16 protein-coding genes and 1 pseudogene are annotated in these 19802 nt (G+C 44.4%); 8 read left to right on the forward strand and 9 right to left on the reverse strand.

Translation table 11 applies throughout. The features are described from left to right. Together SPIGRAPES_RS09110 and SPIGRAPES_RS09115 are read left to right on the forward strand one after the other, a co-directional pair. A complete protein-coding gene (locus SPIGRAPES_RS09110; RefSeq protein WP_014270471.1) occupies positions 1–2052 on the forward strand; it encodes a hypothetical protein in 2052 nt (683 codons plus the stop codon). A 14-nt stretch (positions 2053–2066) separates the two neighbouring features. Further along, entirely contained in the window at positions 2067–2804 is a 738-nt protein-coding gene (locus tag SPIGRAPES_RS09115) for an endonuclease/exonuclease/phosphatase family protein (RefSeq protein WP_014270472.1), read from the forward strand. Between the two features lie 5 nt (positions 2805–2809). Here SPIGRAPES_RS09115 and SPIGRAPES_RS09120 read toward each other — a convergent pair whose 3' ends face one another. The 6 genes from SPIGRAPES_RS09120 to SPIGRAPES_RS09145 form a co-directional block, all read right to left on the reverse strand. Then, positions 2810–3637 (reverse strand): SGNH/GDSL hydrolase family protein, encoded by an 828-nt coding sequence (locus SPIGRAPES_RS09120; RefSeq protein WP_014270473.1) that lies wholly within the window; start codon positions 3635–3637, stop codon positions 2810–2812. A 127-nt stretch (positions 3638–3764) separates the two neighbouring features. Beyond that, the gene (locus SPIGRAPES_RS09125) at positions 3765–5288 is read right to left on the reverse strand and encodes an alpha-amylase family glycosyl hydrolase (RefSeq protein ID WP_172635087.1); all 1524 of its coding nucleotides are present in this window, start codon (positions 5286–5288) and stop codon (positions 3765–3767) included. Between the two features lie 305 nt (positions 5289–5593). Further along, a complete protein-coding gene (locus tag SPIGRAPES_RS09130) occupies positions 5594–7021 on the reverse strand; it encodes a glycosyltransferase family 4 protein (protein ID WP_014270475.1) in 1428 nt (475 codons plus the stop codon). After that, on the reverse strand, positions 7018–7980 hold the full coding sequence (locus SPIGRAPES_RS09135) for a carbohydrate ABC transporter permease (RefSeq protein ID WP_014270476.1): 963 nt from the start codon (positions 7978–7980) through the stop codon (positions 7018–7020). Before SPIGRAPES_RS09135 ends, SPIGRAPES_RS09130 begins: the two co-directional genes overlap by 4 nt. Continuing rightward, entirely contained in the window at positions 7974–8888 is a 915-nt protein-coding gene (locus tag SPIGRAPES_RS09140) for a carbohydrate ABC transporter permease (protein ID WP_014270477.1), read from the reverse strand. Before SPIGRAPES_RS09140 ends, SPIGRAPES_RS09135 begins: the two co-directional genes overlap by 7 nt. Before the next feature lie 33 nt (positions 8889–8921). Further along, on the reverse strand, positions 8922–10298 hold the full coding sequence (locus SPIGRAPES_RS09145) for an ABC transporter substrate-binding protein (protein ID WP_014270478.1): 1377 nt from the start codon (positions 10296–10298) through the stop codon (positions 8922–8924). Positions 10299–10737: 439 nt separating this feature from the next. Between SPIGRAPES_RS09145 and SPIGRAPES_RS17030 the strand changes: the two genes are divergently transcribed. From SPIGRAPES_RS17030 to SPIGRAPES_RS09150, 3 genes and pseudogenes are all read left to right on the forward strand, one after another. Next, positions 10738–10896, forward strand: a complete 159-nt coding sequence (locus SPIGRAPES_RS17030) for a hypothetical protein (protein WP_155816697.1) — start codon at positions 10738–10740, stop codon at positions 10894–10896. Between the two features lie 12 nt (positions 10897–10908). Continuing rightward, positions 10909–11085, forward strand: a pseudogene (locus SPIGRAPES_RS17595) (MarR family transcriptional regulator); the annotation flags it as partial. A gap of 30 nt (positions 11086–11115) precedes the next feature. Continuing rightward, positions 11116–13620 carry an FAD-dependent oxidoreductase gene (locus SPIGRAPES_RS09150; protein ID WP_014270479.1) on the forward strand — a complete coding sequence of 835 codons (2505 nt, stop codon included), beginning with the start codon at positions 11116–11118 and terminating at the stop codon, positions 13618–13620. Positions 13621–13627: 7 nt separating this feature from the next. Here the strand turns inward: SPIGRAPES_RS09150 and SPIGRAPES_RS09155 are convergent, their stop codons facing one another. Further along, a complete protein-coding gene (locus SPIGRAPES_RS09155) occupies positions 13628–13834 on the reverse strand; it encodes a SlyX family protein (protein ID WP_014270480.1) in 207 nt (68 codons plus the stop codon). 164 nt (positions 13835–13998) lie between these two features. Between SPIGRAPES_RS09155 and SPIGRAPES_RS09160 the strand changes: the two genes are divergently transcribed. From SPIGRAPES_RS09160 to SPIGRAPES_RS16600, 3 genes are all read left to right on the forward strand, one after another. Further along, the gene (locus tag SPIGRAPES_RS09160; protein ID WP_014270481.1) at positions 13999–14967 is read left to right on the forward strand and encodes a helix-turn-helix transcriptional regulator; all 969 of its coding nucleotides are present in this window, start codon (positions 13999–14001) and stop codon (positions 14965–14967) included. Between the two features lie 56 nt (positions 14968–15023). Continuing rightward, positions 15024–15185 carry a rubredoxin gene (rd, locus tag SPIGRAPES_RS09165; RefSeq protein WP_014270482.1) on the forward strand — a complete coding sequence of 54 codons (162 nt, stop codon included), beginning with the start codon at positions 15024–15026 and terminating at the stop codon, positions 15183–15185. A gap of 182 nt (positions 15186–15367) precedes the next feature. Continuing rightward, positions 15368–17956: a two-component system response regulator gene (locus SPIGRAPES_RS16600; RefSeq protein ID WP_014270483.1), complete on the forward strand. Its 2589-nt coding sequence runs from the start codon at positions 15368–15370 to the stop codon at positions 17954–17956. Positions 17957–18018: 62 nt separating this feature from the next. On the opposite strand, the gene SPIGRAPES_RS09175 is transcribed toward SPIGRAPES_RS16600, so the two are convergent. Then, positions 18019–18492 (reverse strand): GNAT family N-acetyltransferase, encoded by a 474-nt coding sequence (locus SPIGRAPES_RS09175; protein WP_014270484.1) that lies wholly within the window; start codon positions 18490–18492, stop codon positions 18019–18021. Beyond that, positions 18489–19802 carry an MFS transporter gene (locus SPIGRAPES_RS09180; RefSeq protein WP_014270485.1) on the reverse strand — a complete coding sequence of 438 codons (1314 nt, stop codon included), beginning with the start codon at positions 19800–19802 and terminating at the stop codon, positions 18489–18491. The genes SPIGRAPES_RS09175 and SPIGRAPES_RS09180 overlap by 4 nt, the downstream gene beginning before the upstream one ends.

Here is a 19802-nt window from a genome sequence, read left to right on the forward strand (position 1 = left end):
ATGCATATACAATCAATCGGAAACGATAAGATCGAAGTGACCCTGGAAGAACCAACCTGTATCATTTCCTACAGCCTCAGTTACGGGGGAAGTCGAATCCACTGTTCCTCATTGGATATTTCTCCCGATCAAAACAGTGTTTCTGCCAGTTTTGGGGAGATTGGCACCATTACTGACGTATTTACTTCTGCAAAAGGATTGCTTACTGTCGAACGAACCTGGAATCTGTTGATAAAAGGGGACTACAGGCTACAGGCTTCGTTTTCCTACCGCGATGGAAACCTTGAGAACAAATTGCTGGTCCCTTCTGTATGGTATCGTGACAATACCCAAGGGAAAGGTGTATTTCCCTCATCTCACTATGCAAACGTATGGTCGTTTTTGGAAACAAGGATTCCCGTACCCTGTTGTGAGCAACTATTCAATGGGAACCGATGTTTCACCTGTGCAACTGAAAAAGCATCCGAAGAACAATTCCTAGCTTCAGTGACCAATGAACGCCACGGGATTATCATCTCAATTCCCGGAAGTGAATGGCCTTATAGCTACCAAGGGAAAAAATCCTTGATCGATACTTCAAAGGTTTTGCTTCCAAGACTTAAAATCGATGAGGTTCCCTTCACCTATAAGCGAAAATTCTATGTGCATAACCAAGCGGAGAATGATAGCCTGGATGGTTATCGAGCTTTTGTCCGGGTCCTTCCAAAAGAATTGGCCCTGGGCAAAGGGGCATTAATGCCCTGGGAAACCTGGTACGAATACAAGCTCACCCGTCTGCTCAACCTCATACGAAAAGATAGCAGAGGCTTGGCCTATCTGGCGATGGGTGCAGGAAACGGAGAAGTACAGCAAGTATATGAATATACCGCTGCATCTTTTTTAGTCAAAAGTCTTGAGGCTGCCTATGAATTGGCAGTATGCACACAAAGGGAGTGTAAAACAGAATTTCTCAATCAAGCGAGAAAGGATGTTGCACTCCTATTCGGCCTAGACAATGACCTGATGCTTTTTGCCAACCTTGCAATCAAGATAGGTCAGTTCTTTCTCGATGCAGAACATCCCGGCGGGGTATTTCAGGATTGTTATGATTTGCAGGAGCATATCTGGGGTGGCTATCTTGGCATAGGGGAACATGAGGAGTTCCGTTATCTGGTAAACAGCCGTTGCAACGGGGAAGCCATGCGATATTATGTGCTGCTCTACTCACAGCTAAAGGCCAAGGGAATCGACAAACCCCAGTTCCTCGGCATTGCGAAAAGAGTAGCCAGGTTCTATTGCAACTGTCAGCTTTCCAGTGGTTCTTTCGGTCGCTGGTGGACTACAAAAGGAAAACCTGTAGATATACAAGGGACCAACGGGGCATATATCGCCTCGTTTTTCGCTACACTCGTTCCCTACCTCGATAGTGCAGAACCGCTTCATAGTGAAATCCTTGCCGCCCTTCACCAGTCCTACTGGTATTATGGGGAAATGGCGAATGAGGGTAGCTTCTATGGGGACACCCTGGATGCAGATTCTTGCGACAAAGAAGCAGGGGTTGCCTTGCTTTCCCTGTTTCTTGATCTCTATGAGCTGGAAAAGGACAAACGCCAGCTGGAAAGTGCCCGCCTTGCCGCCAATTTCATTCTTTTATGGATATGGCAGACTGATAGTTTCATCCCTTTGGAGAGCCCTTTGGGGAAAGAGGGTTTCCACACTACAGGCATGACCTCTGTATCGGTAGCCCACCACCATCTCGATTTCTATGGCATGGCCATCGCATTCCAGTTCCTTAGGCTCTCAGAAGCCACAGGAGATCTTTTCTATCAGGAGCAGGCCATTCTTATGGTCAATGCCTGTCGCCAACTCATAGCTACAAAAGACAACGGGCTTGGAAGAGATGCCAGCTTTATCGGCTGGCAACCGGAACAAATCAATCATACCTGTTGGGAATATTTTGACCGGAAAGAAAAAATGAATGGCTTCTATGAAATTGATATAGCTTGGGTTACCGTACTTACACTTGGCTCTTATTTGCAGATCCAAGAAAGATTTCCCCAAATATTGCAATAAAGAAGGTTAGTATCATGGAACGCATAAGCCTAATAACATTGAATCTTTGGAATACTGAACATTGGGAAAAACGTAAAGAATGTGTCATCTCTTTTGTGCTGAAATACGCAAGTGATATTTTCTGTTTCCAGGAAGTCAGGGAAGAAACCCTGGCTGTTTTGGACCAAGCATTACCCAGATATACACGAATCGAAGGAGTCGAGCCAGGGTGGAAATGCGAAAACAGCATATATATACGGAGTGACCTATTCACCGTACAGGATTTCGGAAGGATAGACCTTTCCATGCCAGAGCAAAACAGAGGGGTGTTCTGGGTAAAGCTCAAGACCCTTGAGGGCAAAACGCTGTTTGTAGCAACAATGCATCTTACCCATCAATTGAATGCAGATGAGATTCGAACGGGGGTTCCCTACAGGCATGCTGAGGCCCATATGGCAGCAAAGGAATTGAATCTCCTGGTAAAAGGGGAACGGGCCATTGTCTGCGGGGATTTCAACGACCCGGTACATCCTTCCAGAATTCTCCAACAGGAAGCGCAATTCGTAGATGTCTTCGAATTTCTTCGTCTCTGTGCCCCGGTGACCTTTCCCTGCCCATTTCTGAGCGAGGAACGATATCTTGTTGAGGCAATTGACAAAATCATGACTCGAGGACCGCTCAAACCACTATTGGCTACCTCCCCGCAGTACTTCCATAACGGGAGCGTCCTCTCAGACCATTGGCCGGTAATGGCAATCTTTGAAATCGAGTAAGAGAGTTAGTCGCCCTTTTTCTTCGAGAACCCCGGGATTCTGAAAGTAAGCCCCCTATGGGCTTTTTTTCCCTGTGGTTCGATAGGTGCTATCTGCAGGGAAGTGATAGACTCTTCTTCGGCAGAAGGAATCTCCAGGGTCTCGATTTCTTGTTCCGATTCACTTTCAGGGAGTTCTTCTTCCAAGAAAAGCTGTCGCTCATCACCAAATAGCTGTTGCAGGATTGGAACGAGAGCCTTTGCCAGATTCTCATGGCCTTGTGCATCCATATGAAGCTGGTCAATGGTACTGGGACTCGCAACCAAAGACGCATCGAGAAACAAACAACCATACGACTGGGCTACCTGCTCGAATAAGGGAGCCAAAGCCAGGCTTTTCCTATAGGAACTTTGGTCAAAGCTGACAAAGGGTGAATGTTCTATATCCGCTCCAATATGAATGGGGGAGATGACAAGTACCTTGGGAAGGGGATACCCTTCTCCATACGGAAATTGCAAGATTGTCTTTACCAAGGTTTCCATACCTTTGGCAATAACCCGTGCATTTGCATTGAAATGTACCTTACAATCGTTGGTACCCAGACTTAAAATCACCAAGTCTAGGGGTTTGTGACTTTTCAATGACACCGGCAATAGGGCCAAACCATTCCGACCAGGTTCCAAAGGATCATCAAAAAGCGTATTTCTCCCCCCCAATCCTTCTTCTATGAGGTAATAATCACTTCCCAGATAATCCTGTAGAAGACCCGTCCACCGAACAGTGCGAGCCCATCGACCTCCACTGGGGTTTGTCCCAAACGTATTAGAATCACCAAAGCAAAGAATGTTATACATGCATACCCTCTCTCGTACAGTCTCACAGATTTTACCCAGCAAAGTCCCTTTGTACAACACGATTCGCAACAGATAGTTCCTAGCTTGGAGGTATACCTGACAATACTGCTTTTGTGACTTTTATCTGTTAAAAAGGCTTGGTTTTCAAAAGTTGTACCTGATAGGGGTTTAGCACCAGTTCCTTTGCTGTAATGGTTATAGGTTTTTCCAAAAGATCGATACAAGCATCAAAGGGGAACGGGCAATCCAATTTGCTCCAGACTTCTTCAATCGAAATCCTCTGTAAATGGGGAGTAACATTTATGAGAACAAGGATTTTATCGGAATCATCAGAGGATCCTCTCAGAAATACAAAACAAGCAGAATTCGTCAGGGCTAAGATTCTTTGCTCAGAGGAAGGGGAAAAAGCAGGTTCCCTTTTTCTGACCCGAAGCAATTCCACATGAAAACCAAGGACAGCACTTCTCAAAGAATTGGGATCATCCAATTCCTTTGACAAGGTTTTAAAGGATACCTTCTCTCTATTAATCCTTCGAGGATACAAAGTAAGCTCAGGATCCCCATACCAATTCTGCGAACCTATCAGACTATTGATATAGATTCCGGGTATCCCCTTGAGAAAAACCATGATCGCAGTCGCTGCCTTGAATCGGGAAACCAGCAGGGAACGAGGTTCGTTCTCGGTAAAACCAGAAAGGGCGGATAGATAATTGATATTCAATTCGTACGGACTTTCCGTTCCATCACCTTTGCTTCTGCGTGAGACAAATCCTCCTTGTTTGACAGTATGCAAACACATTTTTTCAACATCCCCATCGGAAAGGAGGTTTTTCACTGGCATCAGTCCAATCCCATCATGAGAAGCAAGAAAATTAAAGAATGCAACGGAAGAAGAAGGGAGCACAAGCGTCTTGGCCCAAGCACCTAAAACCGAAGCATCCTGGGAAAGAAAGGTGTGGAAAACAAGGGGGGGCAGGGAAAAGTTGTATACCAGGGTAGCCTCATCACTACCGTCTCCAAAATATGCTACGTTTTCGTTATGGGGAACATTGGTTTCGGTAATAATAAAACTTTGCTTGGTAAGGTTCTTGGTCAGCCAACAGAAAAGCCTGACTATAGCGTGGGTCTTTTCATGATGGATACAATTCGTTCCTATTTCTTTCCATAGGTAAGCCACGGCATCAAGCCGAATAATCGAGGCACCCCTCTGCAATACATAAGCAAGCAGAACATCCATCATACAGTACAGAACCTCAGGGTTATGATAATTGACATCCACCTGGTCTTTGCTGAAGGTAGTCCAGACATACCGTTTTCCCCTATCGGTGTCGACTTGGGTTATCAGGGGTAGATTCCTAGGCCTGAACACCTGCGTGAGATCTTCAGTTCCCTCGAGAAAAATTGCAAAATCCTTATATTCGGGATTACCTGCAAAACATTCCCTGATCCAGATATTCGAACGGGAAAGATGGTTTGCAACGAAATCAAACATAAGTGCATAAAAAGCTTGCAAATCATTGATATGATCCCAGGTTCCCAGTCCTGTATCGACCGAAAAGGGGTCAATGACAGAAAACCCATCATCAGAGGATGAGGGATAAAAAGGAAGCAGATGAATAGTTGAAACAGCATCGCCAACCCATTTTCTCAAGAATTCGTGCAACACAACTAGAGGAGCACAATGGGGACTCTGTATTGAATCCCCATAGGTTATCAATAGAGAATAATGTTTTTCCAACCTCGAGGCAGGATGATTTATAAAGCTATTATCTTTTGGCAGGTATTTTTTAATACATAGGAAAAACCTATTTGTCCAAGTTTTGGCAACCTGCTTACCGTAAATTTCCTCAAGACTGCTACGAATACCGTTTTTGAGGGAGGCTTCATTCATTTTATTACCTCGTTTCAAGAATCCATGGGATTCCTCTCAGGCGATAATGCAAATACAGGAAACCCCTAAGGGATTGCATTAGGACCAGAACCTTTTTTTTCATTGCTCCAAAGCTCAAGGTACGGTTCCAGAAACCTGCGCAAGGCTTCAAGTGAAAATTGTCTCTGTGCAATCTCGAAATTCATCTCAACCATATGGGTTCTATATTTTCTATCAAACAACACCTCTGCCATCTGTTTCGATGCCCTTTTCAGTCGTGAGATCTTCACCGAGGCCAGCCCATCTGCCGGGGAAAATTCGACAGTATCACCCAGAGAGATAGTCAAAAACCCTTGTGGACGAATATCTTTTTTATATACAGGGTATTCAAACAAGACAATGGGTAATTTTGCCTGGACCGCCTCCAGAAACTGATTTCCCCACCCTTCCCAGTAGGAAGGGTACGAAACAAGGTCTGCATGGACATAGGAATCCCAAAGGGAATAGGTTTTTCTGTTGTTTATCTGATGTCTCCTGGAAGAAATCCTATCTCCGATATGAATCATCTCAACTCCCATTTGCTTTGCTTTTTCCACCAAACGCGAAAAATAGAAATACTGGTCATCTTTCAAATCCCCGGCAAGCAGCAGGACTATCCTGCTTTTTTGGGAAAACCTCTTTCCGTTGTACAAACGCCTACCGATAAACTCTTTCTTCTTGGTTGCAAGACAGGCCACCACGTCAATCGCAAGCTCTATCCCTTTTCTGGGAATAATCCGGGTTGCCTGAAGAATAACAATATCATTTGGATTAATACCAAAGGACTGCCGAAAATCAGCATTGAAATCATCGACAACCCAAGGGGCCTGGTAAAAATCAAAGACATTGGGAATTACAGCAGCCTCTATCCCTTTTCGTTTTGCAAGCACATCACAGGTGAGTCTATTAATTACAACATGGGAATACCCCTTGGTATGGGGGGGAATAAAGCAATCGACAATCTCCATCGCTGTCTTACAGGTCATCCCAAGCCCAATGACACGCTCCCAGTAGAAATCATGTTCATGGGAAAGAATCGAAAGATGATGCCCCTGAATGGCTAAACTGAGGGCAATGGCAGCCGCAGGATGCAACCCTACAGACCAGACATTCTCAACAATGATTACATCGAGAAGGTTGTTTTCTATCCACTCATCCAACTTCCCTTTTATACCTTCGGCACTTTGAAACAGGGCTTCCCTGTATTTTGCTTCATCACCGAAGGGCAACAAAGAATGAAAGGTTGCTTTATCGAGGTCCCGGGACAAAGGAAGATGATAAGAGAGCTCCTCTATGATAGTGATGTTTGAAAAAGAACTATAGGGGGATTTTTCCCCACTGCATAAAAACACCGAATGCCCAGCATTTTCCAGTACTTGTTTCCATTTTTCCATTTCCAAAGAAACCCCGTCTGTCCCAAATATCTCAAAATGGAGCATTCCAATCCTTAATGGCTCTTTTCCCCCTTCACTCATTCTTTCACCCCCCCTGCGGCTAAACCGCTGGTAAGGTTTTTCTGTATTGCCATGAACAGAACCATAACAGGGACTGCAGTCAGCATTGAAGCAGCCATGATCCTATCCCAGATAGCGTTTTTCGATACAAACAGAGTTTTCAATCCTATCGGCAGGGTATAGAGTCCTTTGAAACTTTTCAAAAAAACCGAAGCAAACATATATTCATTCCACGCTATCATGAAACAATAGATAAATACCGTAAAGATAGCCGAAAGTGAAAGAGGAATGATAATCCTAACCAGTGTCCCAAACCTGCTCAATCCTTCGATCAAGGCAGCTTCCTCAATGGAAAAGGGAATCGTGCGAAAATAATTCCCCAACATATAGAGTGAAACGGGAAGTGTCTGTACCACATAGACAATAATAAGGCTTCCCATAGTCCCTGCCGGGGAGCTGAGCAATCCCACCATGGCAAAAATGCGATACAGGGGGATCAACAAAAGGATGCCACCGAACATGTAGACAAACAAAACCCCCCGCTGAATAACCGAACGACCGATGAATTTCAAACGGCTGAATGCATAGGCCCCCAGGATGGCCAGACAAACAGAAACGAAAGAGGCAAGCATGGCAACAAATACCGAGTTCCTGAAATACGTAAGGAATGGAAAAACATCCCCTGTGTCCTGATACTTCGCCACAATTGCCTTCTTCTGTGCAGCTGAAAGTTGAGGGGATTCCTCAAGCAGTGTTCGCACGGAATCGGGGACAGCCTTCAAGTCACTGCCTATGTTGAGCAATTCCTTATAGGCTTCCAGATTCACCAAAGAAGGGATCAAAGAAGGATTTCCCCATTCCCAGGGATATTTCAACGACAGGGAAAGCATCTGGGCAAAGGGAAAAAGGCAAAAGAACACAATGGACAGGACAAGGAGCAAAAAGAGCAGGCTTTTTAGGAAATTCTTTCTCTTTACCATTTGAGGACCTTCTTTACATAAAACAAGATAAATCCTATCAATAAAACAAATTGGATTACTGCCAAGGTTGCTCCTTGGCTTAGATCCATTGTCCCTGTAAATGCTTTGAGATATGTATATACGGAGAAAACCTTCACATTGCTGCTGAGCAGGTAGACCTCATCGAATTTGTTAAAATTCCAAATAACCCTAAGCAGGATAAGGGCATTTACTACAAAATAGATTTCAGGCAGAGTAATTGCCTTGAATTGCTGCCATCCGTTTGCGCCATCTACTTCCGCTGCCTCATAGAGATTCTGGTCGATGGCCTGCAGACGCGAAAGCACCATAAGATAGGTAAAAGGAAAGTTTTTCCATACACTAAAAAGAATTGCAGCCCATACAGCGGTCTTGGGATCACCGACTACATTCATACGTTGGGAAAACCAGCCAAGCTTGGAATAGAACACATCCATGAACACCCCGTTTACCGGGTCAAACACAAACTGCCACGCAAAAACAACGGAAATGACAGGGGCAACATAGGGTAATAAGACAATGCTCCTTACAAGACCACGCAAGGGAAATTTCTTATTCAGCGTCAATGCAACAATAATGCCAAGCAACGTGGTACCGATGGTCGTACAGGTTACATAGAGGATAGTCGTACCCAAGGCGTACAAAAATTCCTTGTCCTGCAATACCTGAAGGTAATTAGAGAACCCCACAAACGTACGTTCCCCGGTAAGATCGAAATCAAAAAGGCTCAAATAGCAATTATAGAGAACCGGATAGAGAATAAGAACCACGATGATGAGTGCAGAGGGAAGAACCAAGGCCCAACCCAAATGCTGTTCCTGTTGGGCCCTGGTCAGGTATCTCTGTCTTTTCATCGTTTCGGCATCACGTGTGCCTGTTCTTCGAATCATTGAGAAACCTCTGGAGAAAACCCCTGCCATCGATTACATAAGCTTACGCATCTCGGCCTCCGCCCAGCTCATGGCAGCGTCGATTGGCATATTCTCCTGGGTAATCTTATAGAGCATCTGGGGAATAATCTGTTTTGCGGTTATTTCACTTGCTTCTTCAATCCTGGTGCCGTCGACGATACTGAACGTACGGACATTTTCCAGACCATCGATTATTTCCGCCATTTTTTTCTGGCCATAGCGTTTGAACAAACCGGAAGGATCATTCTGGAACCTTGGATTCGTTGCAATTTCCTTCAGCATAGGGTTCATTCCTCCAGGAGCCATATGCAAGAAAGTAATATAGGCATTCTGGGTATAGAGGTACTCAATGAATTTTCTCGCTGCCTCCGTCTTTGCCTTGTCGGTCTGGTTGAATAAACCGAGTGCGACTACGGTACCGTACCCAGCAGGGAATCTGTGGTAGACCATCGAGGCAATTTCCGTATTGGTAACCAGTTCGGGATCAAAACTTGTCCCCTGCAAGTTGCTGAAGTTTTCTCCGGTGAGAGACCCTGCGGCTACCTCCTGCACTGCAAGATCATCCATGATGTACGTGGAATAGAAGAACATGGCCATTTTCCCCTGCAAATAATAGTCACGGGCTCTCCAGGTCTGAGGTCCAGGAGGATTGTATTTTGCCAGTTCGGCATAGAACGTAACGGCTTCCTTCATTTGGGGAGAATTGAAGACCAAAGTTTTGTCGGCGGTGAACAAAGCAGCACCATTTGACATGGCAATCGGTGTAAAACATTGCTCGGTATAGGCTTCAGGCAACGTTCCTACCAAAATGCCATATTGGTTCTTTTCCGGCTTATAGAAGTATTTGGCAGCGGCGAGAATGTCTTCCCAGGATTCGGGGGGAGCCAGCCCTGCCTCTTTGAACCAGTCAGAGCGATACCATAAGCCCTGTACCCAGCCATGGTAGGGAAGTGCATAGTACTGGCCTTTTGTGGTCGTTTCCAAGACCCTCAGTGGCCCGGAATAGAATCGATCAGTCCCGATCGATTTGATAAGTTGTGTCGTTGTTGCAATGTCAAGCATGTTCTGGGTGCCAAAAGAGACCACCGTTTCTGCTGGCCCTTCAAACAAGGCCGGCAACGTACCCGTGGCTTTTGCTGTCTGGGCCTGGGTGGCAAGATCATTTTCATCGACAGGGATTACGTTGATGGAAATGTTGGGATTCAAAGCGGTAAAAGTATCAACCAGAACTTGGATTGTAGCCATTCTGTCTGATTGTGTCTCCGTGGTCCAGAATTCAATGGACACAGGTCCTTTTCCCGTTGTTTCCGTTTGAGCTTGGGCAAAGACTCCGCCCGGGATCCAGAGTACCAGAATGAGGGCAATAAGTAAAAAGGCTCCTTTTTTCATTTGATTTCTCCTTGCATCATCTAAGAAGGGAGAAGAATTTTTGGATAGAGAAACATCCAAAAAACATTTTAGCTGCACATAATTCTATTCTCCAAAAGTGTTAAAAGTCAATGCAACCAAATTATGCCCACAAATTTCAGCGGTGCAGGTATAAAAAAAATCCAATATCCATACTAGCAGAGGCAACAGGTAAACTATGGGTTTAGGCCCAAAAGTAGGCTTGAAATATAATATGTAAATATTCTTATTAAAATATATATTGTATAATTATTAAGTATTTTTGCTTATTAATAATACTGTTTTCACATTATTTTCGCTTTATACTCCAGAAACTCCCTATTTTTTAGAAAAAACTAACTCATCCCTTGACGCCCATTTCTATCTGGCCTATATTTGTCTTAAGCAATATTTGCTAGTGAGAATTATATGGGAGTATCAAATGCTTGACCTTTGTTCCATACGGAAATTACAGACCTCTATCAGAACCTTTGAGGAGACCCTCAAGAAAGAAACCGGATTATCCTTGAACGACGCCCTCCTTCTTTGTGCCACCCACAAAGGCATTCATGAACCGAGTGCCCTTGCCAAAGAGCTTTAGTTATCACCATCCAGACTCACCCGCATTCTTGACACCCTGGAAAAAAGGAATCTCATTGCCAGGACAATTTCCGACGCAGACAGAAGAGGAGTTCTGGTTTCCTTGACTGTAGATGGGGACAAGTTGATCGAACGCTACAGCTGTAGCGGAATTACGATTCCAGAAGAACTTTCCTTTATCCAGAAATAAATTAAAAGATAACCTTTAGGAGGATAGTATATGGCCAAATACGTTATTGTCGGAGGAGTTGCAGGAGGAGCAGGAACAGCTGCACGACTGAGAAGACTCGATGAGAAAGCAGACATCATCATGTTTGAACGCGGGGAATACATCAGCTACGCAAACTGCGGGCTTCCTTATTATTCAGGAAATGTGATAACCGAACGGTCTCGTCTGTTTGTAATGACGCCAGAAAAATTCAAACAATCCCTCAATGTCGAGGCAAGGGTTTTGTCCGAGGTAGTATCCATCAACAGGAAAGAGAAATCTGTCCATATAAAGAATCTCAAAGACAACACTGAATATGATGAAAGATATGATACTTTGATTCTCAGTCCCGGGGCGAGCCCGATCAAACCTCCGATCCCAGGCATTGACAACCCCTCTATCATGTCCCTCCGCTCTGTTACCGATATTGATAACATCAAGGAAAAAATCGACAACCCTGCAACCAAACGGGCAGTTGTGGTCGGTGGTGGTTTCATCGGCCTTGAGATGGCGGAAAACCTCAAGGAACGAGGCTTGGAAGTCTCAGTAGTGGAAGCCCTCGAACAGGTGATGAATGTCATCGACTATGACCTGGCAGCAGAAGTGCAGCAGCATATGCGCTCAAAGGGCGTTAATTTATATCTCAAGGACGGCGTCTCTGCCTTTGAGAAACATGGCTCTCTGATAACCGTACGCCTTGCCTCAGGAACCCTCATTGACACGGATCTCGTCATCCTCTCCATCGGGGTCAGGCCCGACACAGCTTTCGCCAGGGAAGCCGGGATTGAATTGGCAAAGAACGGGGCAATAAAGGTAGACCAGTATTTCACCACCAATGACAAAAACATCCGTGCAGTTGGCGATGCCATTGAATATACCAGCCCACTTACAAAAAGTGCCCTTACTGTTCCCCTTGCAGGTCCTGCAAACAAGCAGGCAAGACTCTGTGCCGATAATATCGTCAATGGCAATAAACGCCCTTACGGCGGAACCATTGCTACCAGTATTGCAAAGATTTTCGACTTGACCATTGCTTCGACAGGACTGACCGAAAAAAGCCTGAGAAAAGCCGAACTCCCCTTCCGTGAGGCAGTAACCCATGCAGGAAGCCATGCAGGCTACTATCCTGGGTCGAAGCAGATGACCTTGAAGGTTCTGTATCATCCAACAACTGGAAAGGTCTGGGGAGCCCAGGCAGTAGGCTATGTCGGGGTAGACAAGCGTATTGATGTCATTTCCGCCCTCATTGGCAAGGAAGGTACCGTACATGACCTTGCAGAATTTGAACAGGCGTATGCCCCACCGTTCTCCAGTGCAAAAGATCCAACGAATATGGTTGGGTTCATTGGGGAAAATGTTCTCGATGGCCTATCGGACACGATTACCTGGGAAGAAGCCGCAGAGAAGAAAGCTGCAGGTGCCTTTATGCTCGATGTGCGTAGCCCGGAGGAATTTGCCCTTGGGAAAATCGAAGGCGCTCTCAACATTGCCCATACAGATTTAAGAAATAGACTTGCAGAGGTTCCCAAAGACAAGGAAGTTGTCATCAACTGTGCCATCGGACTTAGAGGATACCTTGCCGAACGGACACTCAGGCAGAATGGCTTTACAAAAGTCTACAACCTCACCGGAGGGTTCAAGACCTGGGAAGTGGCAATGCGTGAACGCGAGCTTCTTGAAAACAGGGGAAAGGGACCGATTGTTGTAACAGGAGCTCCTTCAGTACTCAATGAAGACGGCAGTTTCCGCAAACCCACAGTAGGCAAGCTTTTCGAAGTTGATGCCTGCGGCCTGCAATGCCCTGGCCCGATTATCAGGCTGAAGAAGGAAATTGACAAACTCGAACAGGGTGATCGCCTTTCGATCAAGGCCTCTGACCCCGGGTTTGCCGCGGATGTCCAATCCTGGTGTACCCTCACGGGTAACGACCTTGTCTCTCTTGTTACCAAGGAAGGCAATGTCATCGCTGTCATCGGTAAAGGCAACCCGGAAATCTGTTCGATGCCCGATTCTGTTACCGGAACAAAACCGGCTATCTGCAACCCTGACAATGGAGCTACCTTAATTGTATTCTCCAATGACCTGGACAAAGCCCTTGCTTCGTTCGTACTCGCCAATGGGGCTGCGGCAACAGGAAAAACCGTAACAATGTTCTACACCTTCTGGGGTCTCTCGGTACTCCGTAAGAAACCTGCAAAGAAGGTAAAGAAAGATATTGTTGCAAAAATGTTCGGGGCAATGCTCCCTAAGGGAATGGAAGACCTCTCCCTCTCGTCAATGAATTTCGGAGGCATGGGAGCCAGCATGATGAAAGGAAGAATGAAGAAAAAGAATGTCGATCAGGTCCAGCAGATGTTCGCCCAGGCGAAGGATGCGGGAGTGCGAATGATTGCCTGCCAGATGTCGATGGATATCATGGGAATCACCAAAGAAGAATTGCTTGACGGAGTCGAAATCGGTGGTGTGGCAACCTATATGGGCGCCGCCTCACAGAGTAAGGTCAATCTGTTCGTTTAATTTTCAATCAATAATGGGGCGGTCTCCGGCTTGGACGGAGACCGTCTCCAGCTTCCTCCACCAAATCAGATATTTTCTTTTCAAGCTTCTCCAGATGAATTTGCAACAAGGTAATTTCTTTTGCCTGTTCGGTTACCACCTTGTTCAAGGTTTCAACGGTCTCCTCAGAATAGGCCAGTTTCATTTCCAGTTTATCAAGTCGATCTTCAATCATATATAATCCTTTGCCCCTATCGTATCACGTGTGGCGATACCCGTACAATGTCTTTTTTTTGTTGCATTTTTTCCAATCCATGCGTTTTTTTTATTGTCTCAGAATAGTTTCATGCTATACTGACACAAGTTTTGTTGCGAAATGGTGCATATAAGAGGTAACACATGAAAGGCGAACGAGTAGCACAACTCGAACCATTATTACATTCACATCCTGAAGGTCTGCGTAGGGCTGAAATTGCACGCCGACTGGGAGTACACCGATCGACCATCAGCAGGTATGTCGACGAGTTGAAACAGTATATCGATATCTATGAAGAGAATAATCTCATAAAAATAAAAGACAAGGAAGGCGATGAAAACATTGCCCTCAGTGTATATGAAAGCTTGGCTTTCAATCTCTCAGCCGAGATATTGGCAACAAACTCTGAATTCCAGAACCCGCATCTCGCTTCAGGGTTGAGAAAGATTGCCATGAATATGCGTTCCTATGCGCCTAAGATCAGTGACAATGTCATCAACCTTGCCGAACAGATCGATAAACAAGTCCAACAAAAGAAGGAAAGCAGTAAATTCAACTCTATCCTGGAAGTCCTTATCGACTCATGGGTTTCGGGACGAATCGTAAGGATTATCCAGATGCCCAATGGCTTTGAACCGGTAGAAACAGAACTTGCACCCTATTTTATCGGATTCAGGGAAGAAGACAGCGGAGGCAGAAACCCTATAAGCGTTACAGGAAGACTCAGGCATACCACAGAGATTATTACCATCGATATCAGCACGATAACCAGTGCAACGATCCTTGATGAAACCTATACGATCCCTGACAACCTGAAGCCTTTCAAATTACGGGAAAACACGGAGCAATATGCAAGTATTGATATGATTCCCTTGCGCTTGAAACTCAAGGAACGGTCGGCAATGAATGTTTTTCATACGGTGGTACATGGAACCCCTGAATTTGATAAACTTGAGGATGGAACACTCATCTGTTCTATGGATGTAGAAAATTCCATTGAATTGTTTTTGAGAATCATACAATGTGGCGATTCTGTAGAAATTCTCTCCCCTGAGAGTTTCAAAAAGAAGTTCTGCAAGATGCTCAACAAGATTCTTGTGATATACCAATAAGTTTTTCTTGCTCATGAAGTATAATATCTGTATTGTATTGATAGGAGGAAACGTCAATGAAAGAATATGAATGCGACCTTTGTGGCTATATTTACGATCCCAAAGTAGGGGATCCTGACAATGGAATCAAAGCGGGAACAGCCTTCGAAGATCTTCCAGAAGATTGGGTATGTCCTCTCTGTGGAGCTCCTAAATCTGATTTCTCACCTCGTGAATAGGCATACAAAATTACTAAGGGGGAATTGTGAAAGCAATTCCCTTTTTTTGCATTCAGCCCTAAGAAATCCTTTTTTTACTATCCTATACCTCAATTGTGTTTCCTAAAATCACCAACCCCAACAATTAATTATTGATTAAATGAAAAAGCATGGTAAGGTTGTTAGATACATCGAGGAAAACCATGATTGACTCATCCAACAACATACTAGAGGTAATCCTTTTATTTGGGGAAATTCCCGAGAATACTACGGTTGCGGAAAACCTTCCGAAACAGATTATGGTAACATTCTTACAATCAGCTGAAGACTCCTTAAAGTATCTGTCAAAAGCAACTGTAATAACAAGACTTGTCATTTTGGACCTCATTCACTATAAAAAACAAGGTTTGGATTTTCTGAGACTGAGAAAAGACAATTCCCTGGTAAAAGACATCCCGGTACTCTCCATGACATTACCCAATGATTTGGATAGTGTAATCAAAGCCTTCGAACTCGGGTCCTCGGACTATTTCACCTATCCCATCTCTCCCGAACTATTAAATACCAGGATCTTGGAGCTCCTGGAGAATAAGAAAAAACAAAAAGAATGTTTTCTCCTTGAAGAACCAAATTTCGGGAATTCAGAAAATGGAGTTGCTTTTTTTACCTATACCCGTCATTGCCTAACCCCTCTTTATGCCAATTCCAAAGTACTGGAGCAACACCAGTTCCCCAGCTCCGAGGAATTCTGTTCCGGCATTCCCAATGCCCTGGACTTGTTTGGAGCTGATATCAGGCCTCAGCTGGAAAGCAAAATCGAGAAAGCTATCGAAACGCAAGGATCTTTTACTTTTTTCATGAAGGCCCATTCTCTGCAGGTGCAGATGTCCTGGCTTCCTTATCTGTACTCTGGGGCCCCTGTGTTCCTGCTGGTGTCAATCAATAACTACGAACAGGATGCAAAACAAAAAGAGCTTGTGACAATGCTCGAACTCGATTCTTTGACCGGGCTGTACAACAGGGAAGCCTTCTACAGGAAAACCGAAAACCTTATCAAAGAAAATCCTGAAACTACTTATCTGTATATCCGATGGAATGTTGTCCGCTTTAAAATGATAAATGACAGATTTGGCAATACGAAAGGAAACTCCGTTTTACGCCATCTTGCCAAAGGATTCTTGAACTGGGTCAACCAACGGGGAGTCTGCGGGAGATTCTATTCCGACCAGTTTGCCATCTGTATGCCAAAAAACGAATTCGATCCTGAACAGTTCTCAAGGTTTTCCGTCGAACTCCTGCACGAGACCTGCCTTACTATGAATCTCCAGATGTCCTTCGGTATGTATGAGATCCAAGATATTTCACTTCCAGTGGAACGTATGAATGACCGGGCTAAGCTGGCTATGCGCAGTATCAAGGAGAATGATACTGACCCCTATTGCTACTATAGCGAAGCAATGAGAAACAAGGTCCTTTCCGCACAGAAAATCATGGATTCCTTTGAAAATGCCTTGAACACAAAACAATTCATCATTTATTTGCAGCCAATCTATAATATACACGAAAACAAATTCATCTCTGCAGAAGCCTTGGTCAGATGGATTACCCCTGAGAATGGGATGGTTGCTCCTTTGGAATTCATTCCTCTCTTTGAAGAAAATGGATTTATCCAAAAACTTGACCTGTATGTCCTGGAACAGGTCTGCATTCTCCAGCGATCCCTGCTTACCGAAGGGAAAAAACCAATCCCGATATCGTCAAACCTCTCAAGGGTAGACTTCTTCAACCCGGACCTTTACAAGGAAATCATTGCAATTGTTGATACATATGAATTACCCCACTCACTTATCAAGCTTGAAATCACCGAAACAGCCTATATGGACAACCCAAAACAATTGCTTCAGACTATTTCAGTTCTCCAGAAGCACGGATTTGAGATATTGATGGATGATTTTGGTTCCGGCTATTCATCACTCAATACGCTTCAGAAGGTACCGATAGACATTCTGAAACTTGATCAACTCTTTACCAGTGAGATAGGAACTTCGAATAAGGCGGAGACAATCATCCAGAACATCGTGAACATGGCTCTGGGTATAAACCTACAGGTTGTTGCAGAAGGAATTGAAACGCAAGAGCAGGCTAATTTCTACAGATCCATCGGGTGCAATACGCTGCAGGGATACTTTTTCTCGAAACCGATATCAGAAAACGATTACCGGTTGCTTGTTGATTCTGATGCAATCAAACAGCCTATCCCAAAACATTTAAAAAGCCTTACACTTCCAACTAGCAACCTTTTTTTTCGACGATATGGAAAATTACTACAAACTGTTTTTCTTACTATATTTGAATTGAATACGTCACGTGACACCTTCAAAACAATCTATGCAAACAGTAGTTTCACAGCACTGCCGTTTGGAACTGCAGGTGCTCTTTCGGAAATGGAATCAAAAGTAATCGAAAAGCTTATACATGCGGACGACCAGAAGCATTACCATGAGGAAACCACCCTTTTCCTTTCCAAAAACAAAGGAAAGACAGGTAGTTACCACACATCGGAATTTCGGATGCTCAATTGCAATGGATTCTATATATCGGTTTTTCGGATTATCGTGAAAACCAAGAATACGAATGGGGAAAACCTGTTTCTCACGCTACTGGCAAAAAAAGAAGATCGAAAACTTGCTTCGGCCATCATGGAATCCATCAAAGATCTTGAAGACAAGAAGAAAAAGGATTTTTCCTATAGCATGCTTCACGAAGAGCCAGAAACCCAAGCCTTAGGATAGCAGAACAACATTGAAAAGGTTTTTCAAAGCTCTGGTCCCAAACTGTCCTTGGCTTGGAGAGCCTAGTTCTCAGAAAAAGAGTGTAAAGCAAGACCAGTAAGACGAAAGACCGACCAATCTTCCATAGGTTTTGCCCCGAGGCTTTTATAGAAATCTATACTACTTTGGTTCCAGTCAAGGCAAGCCCATTCAACGCGGGCACAGCCTTCCTTGTTTGCAATTTGGGCGATACGGGTAATCAACCCTTTCCCAAAACCCTTTCCCCTGTATGCTTTCTGCACATAAAGATCTTCAATATAGATTCCGCAACAACCTTTCCATGTCGAGTAGTTATAGAAATACAGTGCAAAACCAACTTCTAGGCCATCGTGACAGCAAAATAGTACCGAGGCCTTTTTCTGTTCGAAAATCCAATATCTCATTAATTGCGGGGTAGCGACTACTTCGTTTTCGAGATGTTCATACATGGCCAATTCTTTGACAAATTGCAGTATCAATGGGATGTCTTCTTCGGTTGCTTCTCGTAGGGTCATCATTGCAGGTGTACTATTTCCTTTTCAATTACGGTAGTGAGCCTTTCCTCTTCTGTTACTATCAAAGGGGATTCCTTCAGGAACGTACTCCCGATCATAGCCGCAAACAACAAGGTAGCCAACACAACCAGTAACCGTTCTGTATAGAGCCCCTCACTAAAAATGGTAACTAGCATGATTATTGCACCGAAGGCCTGGGAACAAAGCATCAGAATCGCCTGGATTATTTCCTCTGAGACTCCTTGCCCCAACTCTGCCGCATATTGAAGCCCGATAGGGATCGTGCTCAAGACACAGAACCCGAAAATGGCAACTCCGATAATGGAGATAATCCAAGGGGAAAAAACAACCTGCCCTATATTTTGGCTAAACAGTAACATAAGCAGCCCTGGAATTGAGCAGATACTGCACAAAACGTAGAAAAACTTGCGCTTGCGAAACCTATCCGAAAGAGAAGGCATTACAATTGCGCCAACCATTCCCCCTCCGAGCAAGGAGATTCCGATAATTCCATTTGAGTCAGGAAAACCCATCAAGGAACTTACAAGGTCAACTTTACTGAGAAAGGTCATAAGGACGCCCCAGCCAATGGAAAATATGACTATCAAACCCCTCAGGGAGGGATTTGCCTTTATCACAAGAAGCGAACGGAAGAATGATGATTGATCATCTGTTTGAAACAGAGAGGAAGGTGTAGGGGGTTTTTCCCTGATCAGTAATGCAGCTATCAAGGCAAACACACTACAGATAATCGAATAGATCAATATCATTCTCTCAAACCCATTCCCATACAATGCGGAATCGGCTTCGGTTACTACCCACAGGGGAGAAAAAACCATGACTACTCCCAAAGAAAGATACTGGGAAGCTGAAACGATACCAACAGCCATCCCCCTCTCCCTGATAGAGAACCAACGGGATACAATTTCTGTGATGCTGTTCAAAACCAAAGCCTGTGCAATGGCCATTACAAACTGGCTGAAAAGGAATATCGTAAAACTTGATACATAGATTGCTTTGCTCAAGCTGGCAAAGATGATGAGGGAACATGCAATCCTGATACTGACATTGATTCCAAAGCGATGGATGGCATACGAAGAAGGGATACTGGCAAAGACAAATACCAGCATATAGGTTAAAGAAAGAAGGTCTACCGGTGAAGAGAATTTTACGTAAAGCTGTCCGGTATAATACAAATTGGCAACCCTGCCGATAGGGGCCAGATTCATCCATTGGATTTCTACGGCCAACACCAAAAGCATGAGTGAAAAAAGGATGAGCCATCTATATCGATAAACCTTAACGCTTTTCAT

The organism is Sphaerochaeta pleomorpha str. Grapes (genome assembly GCF_000236685.1).
GTDB lineage: Bacteria > Spirochaetota > Spirochaetia > Sphaerochaetales > Sphaerochaetaceae > Sphaerochaeta > Sphaerochaeta pleomorpha.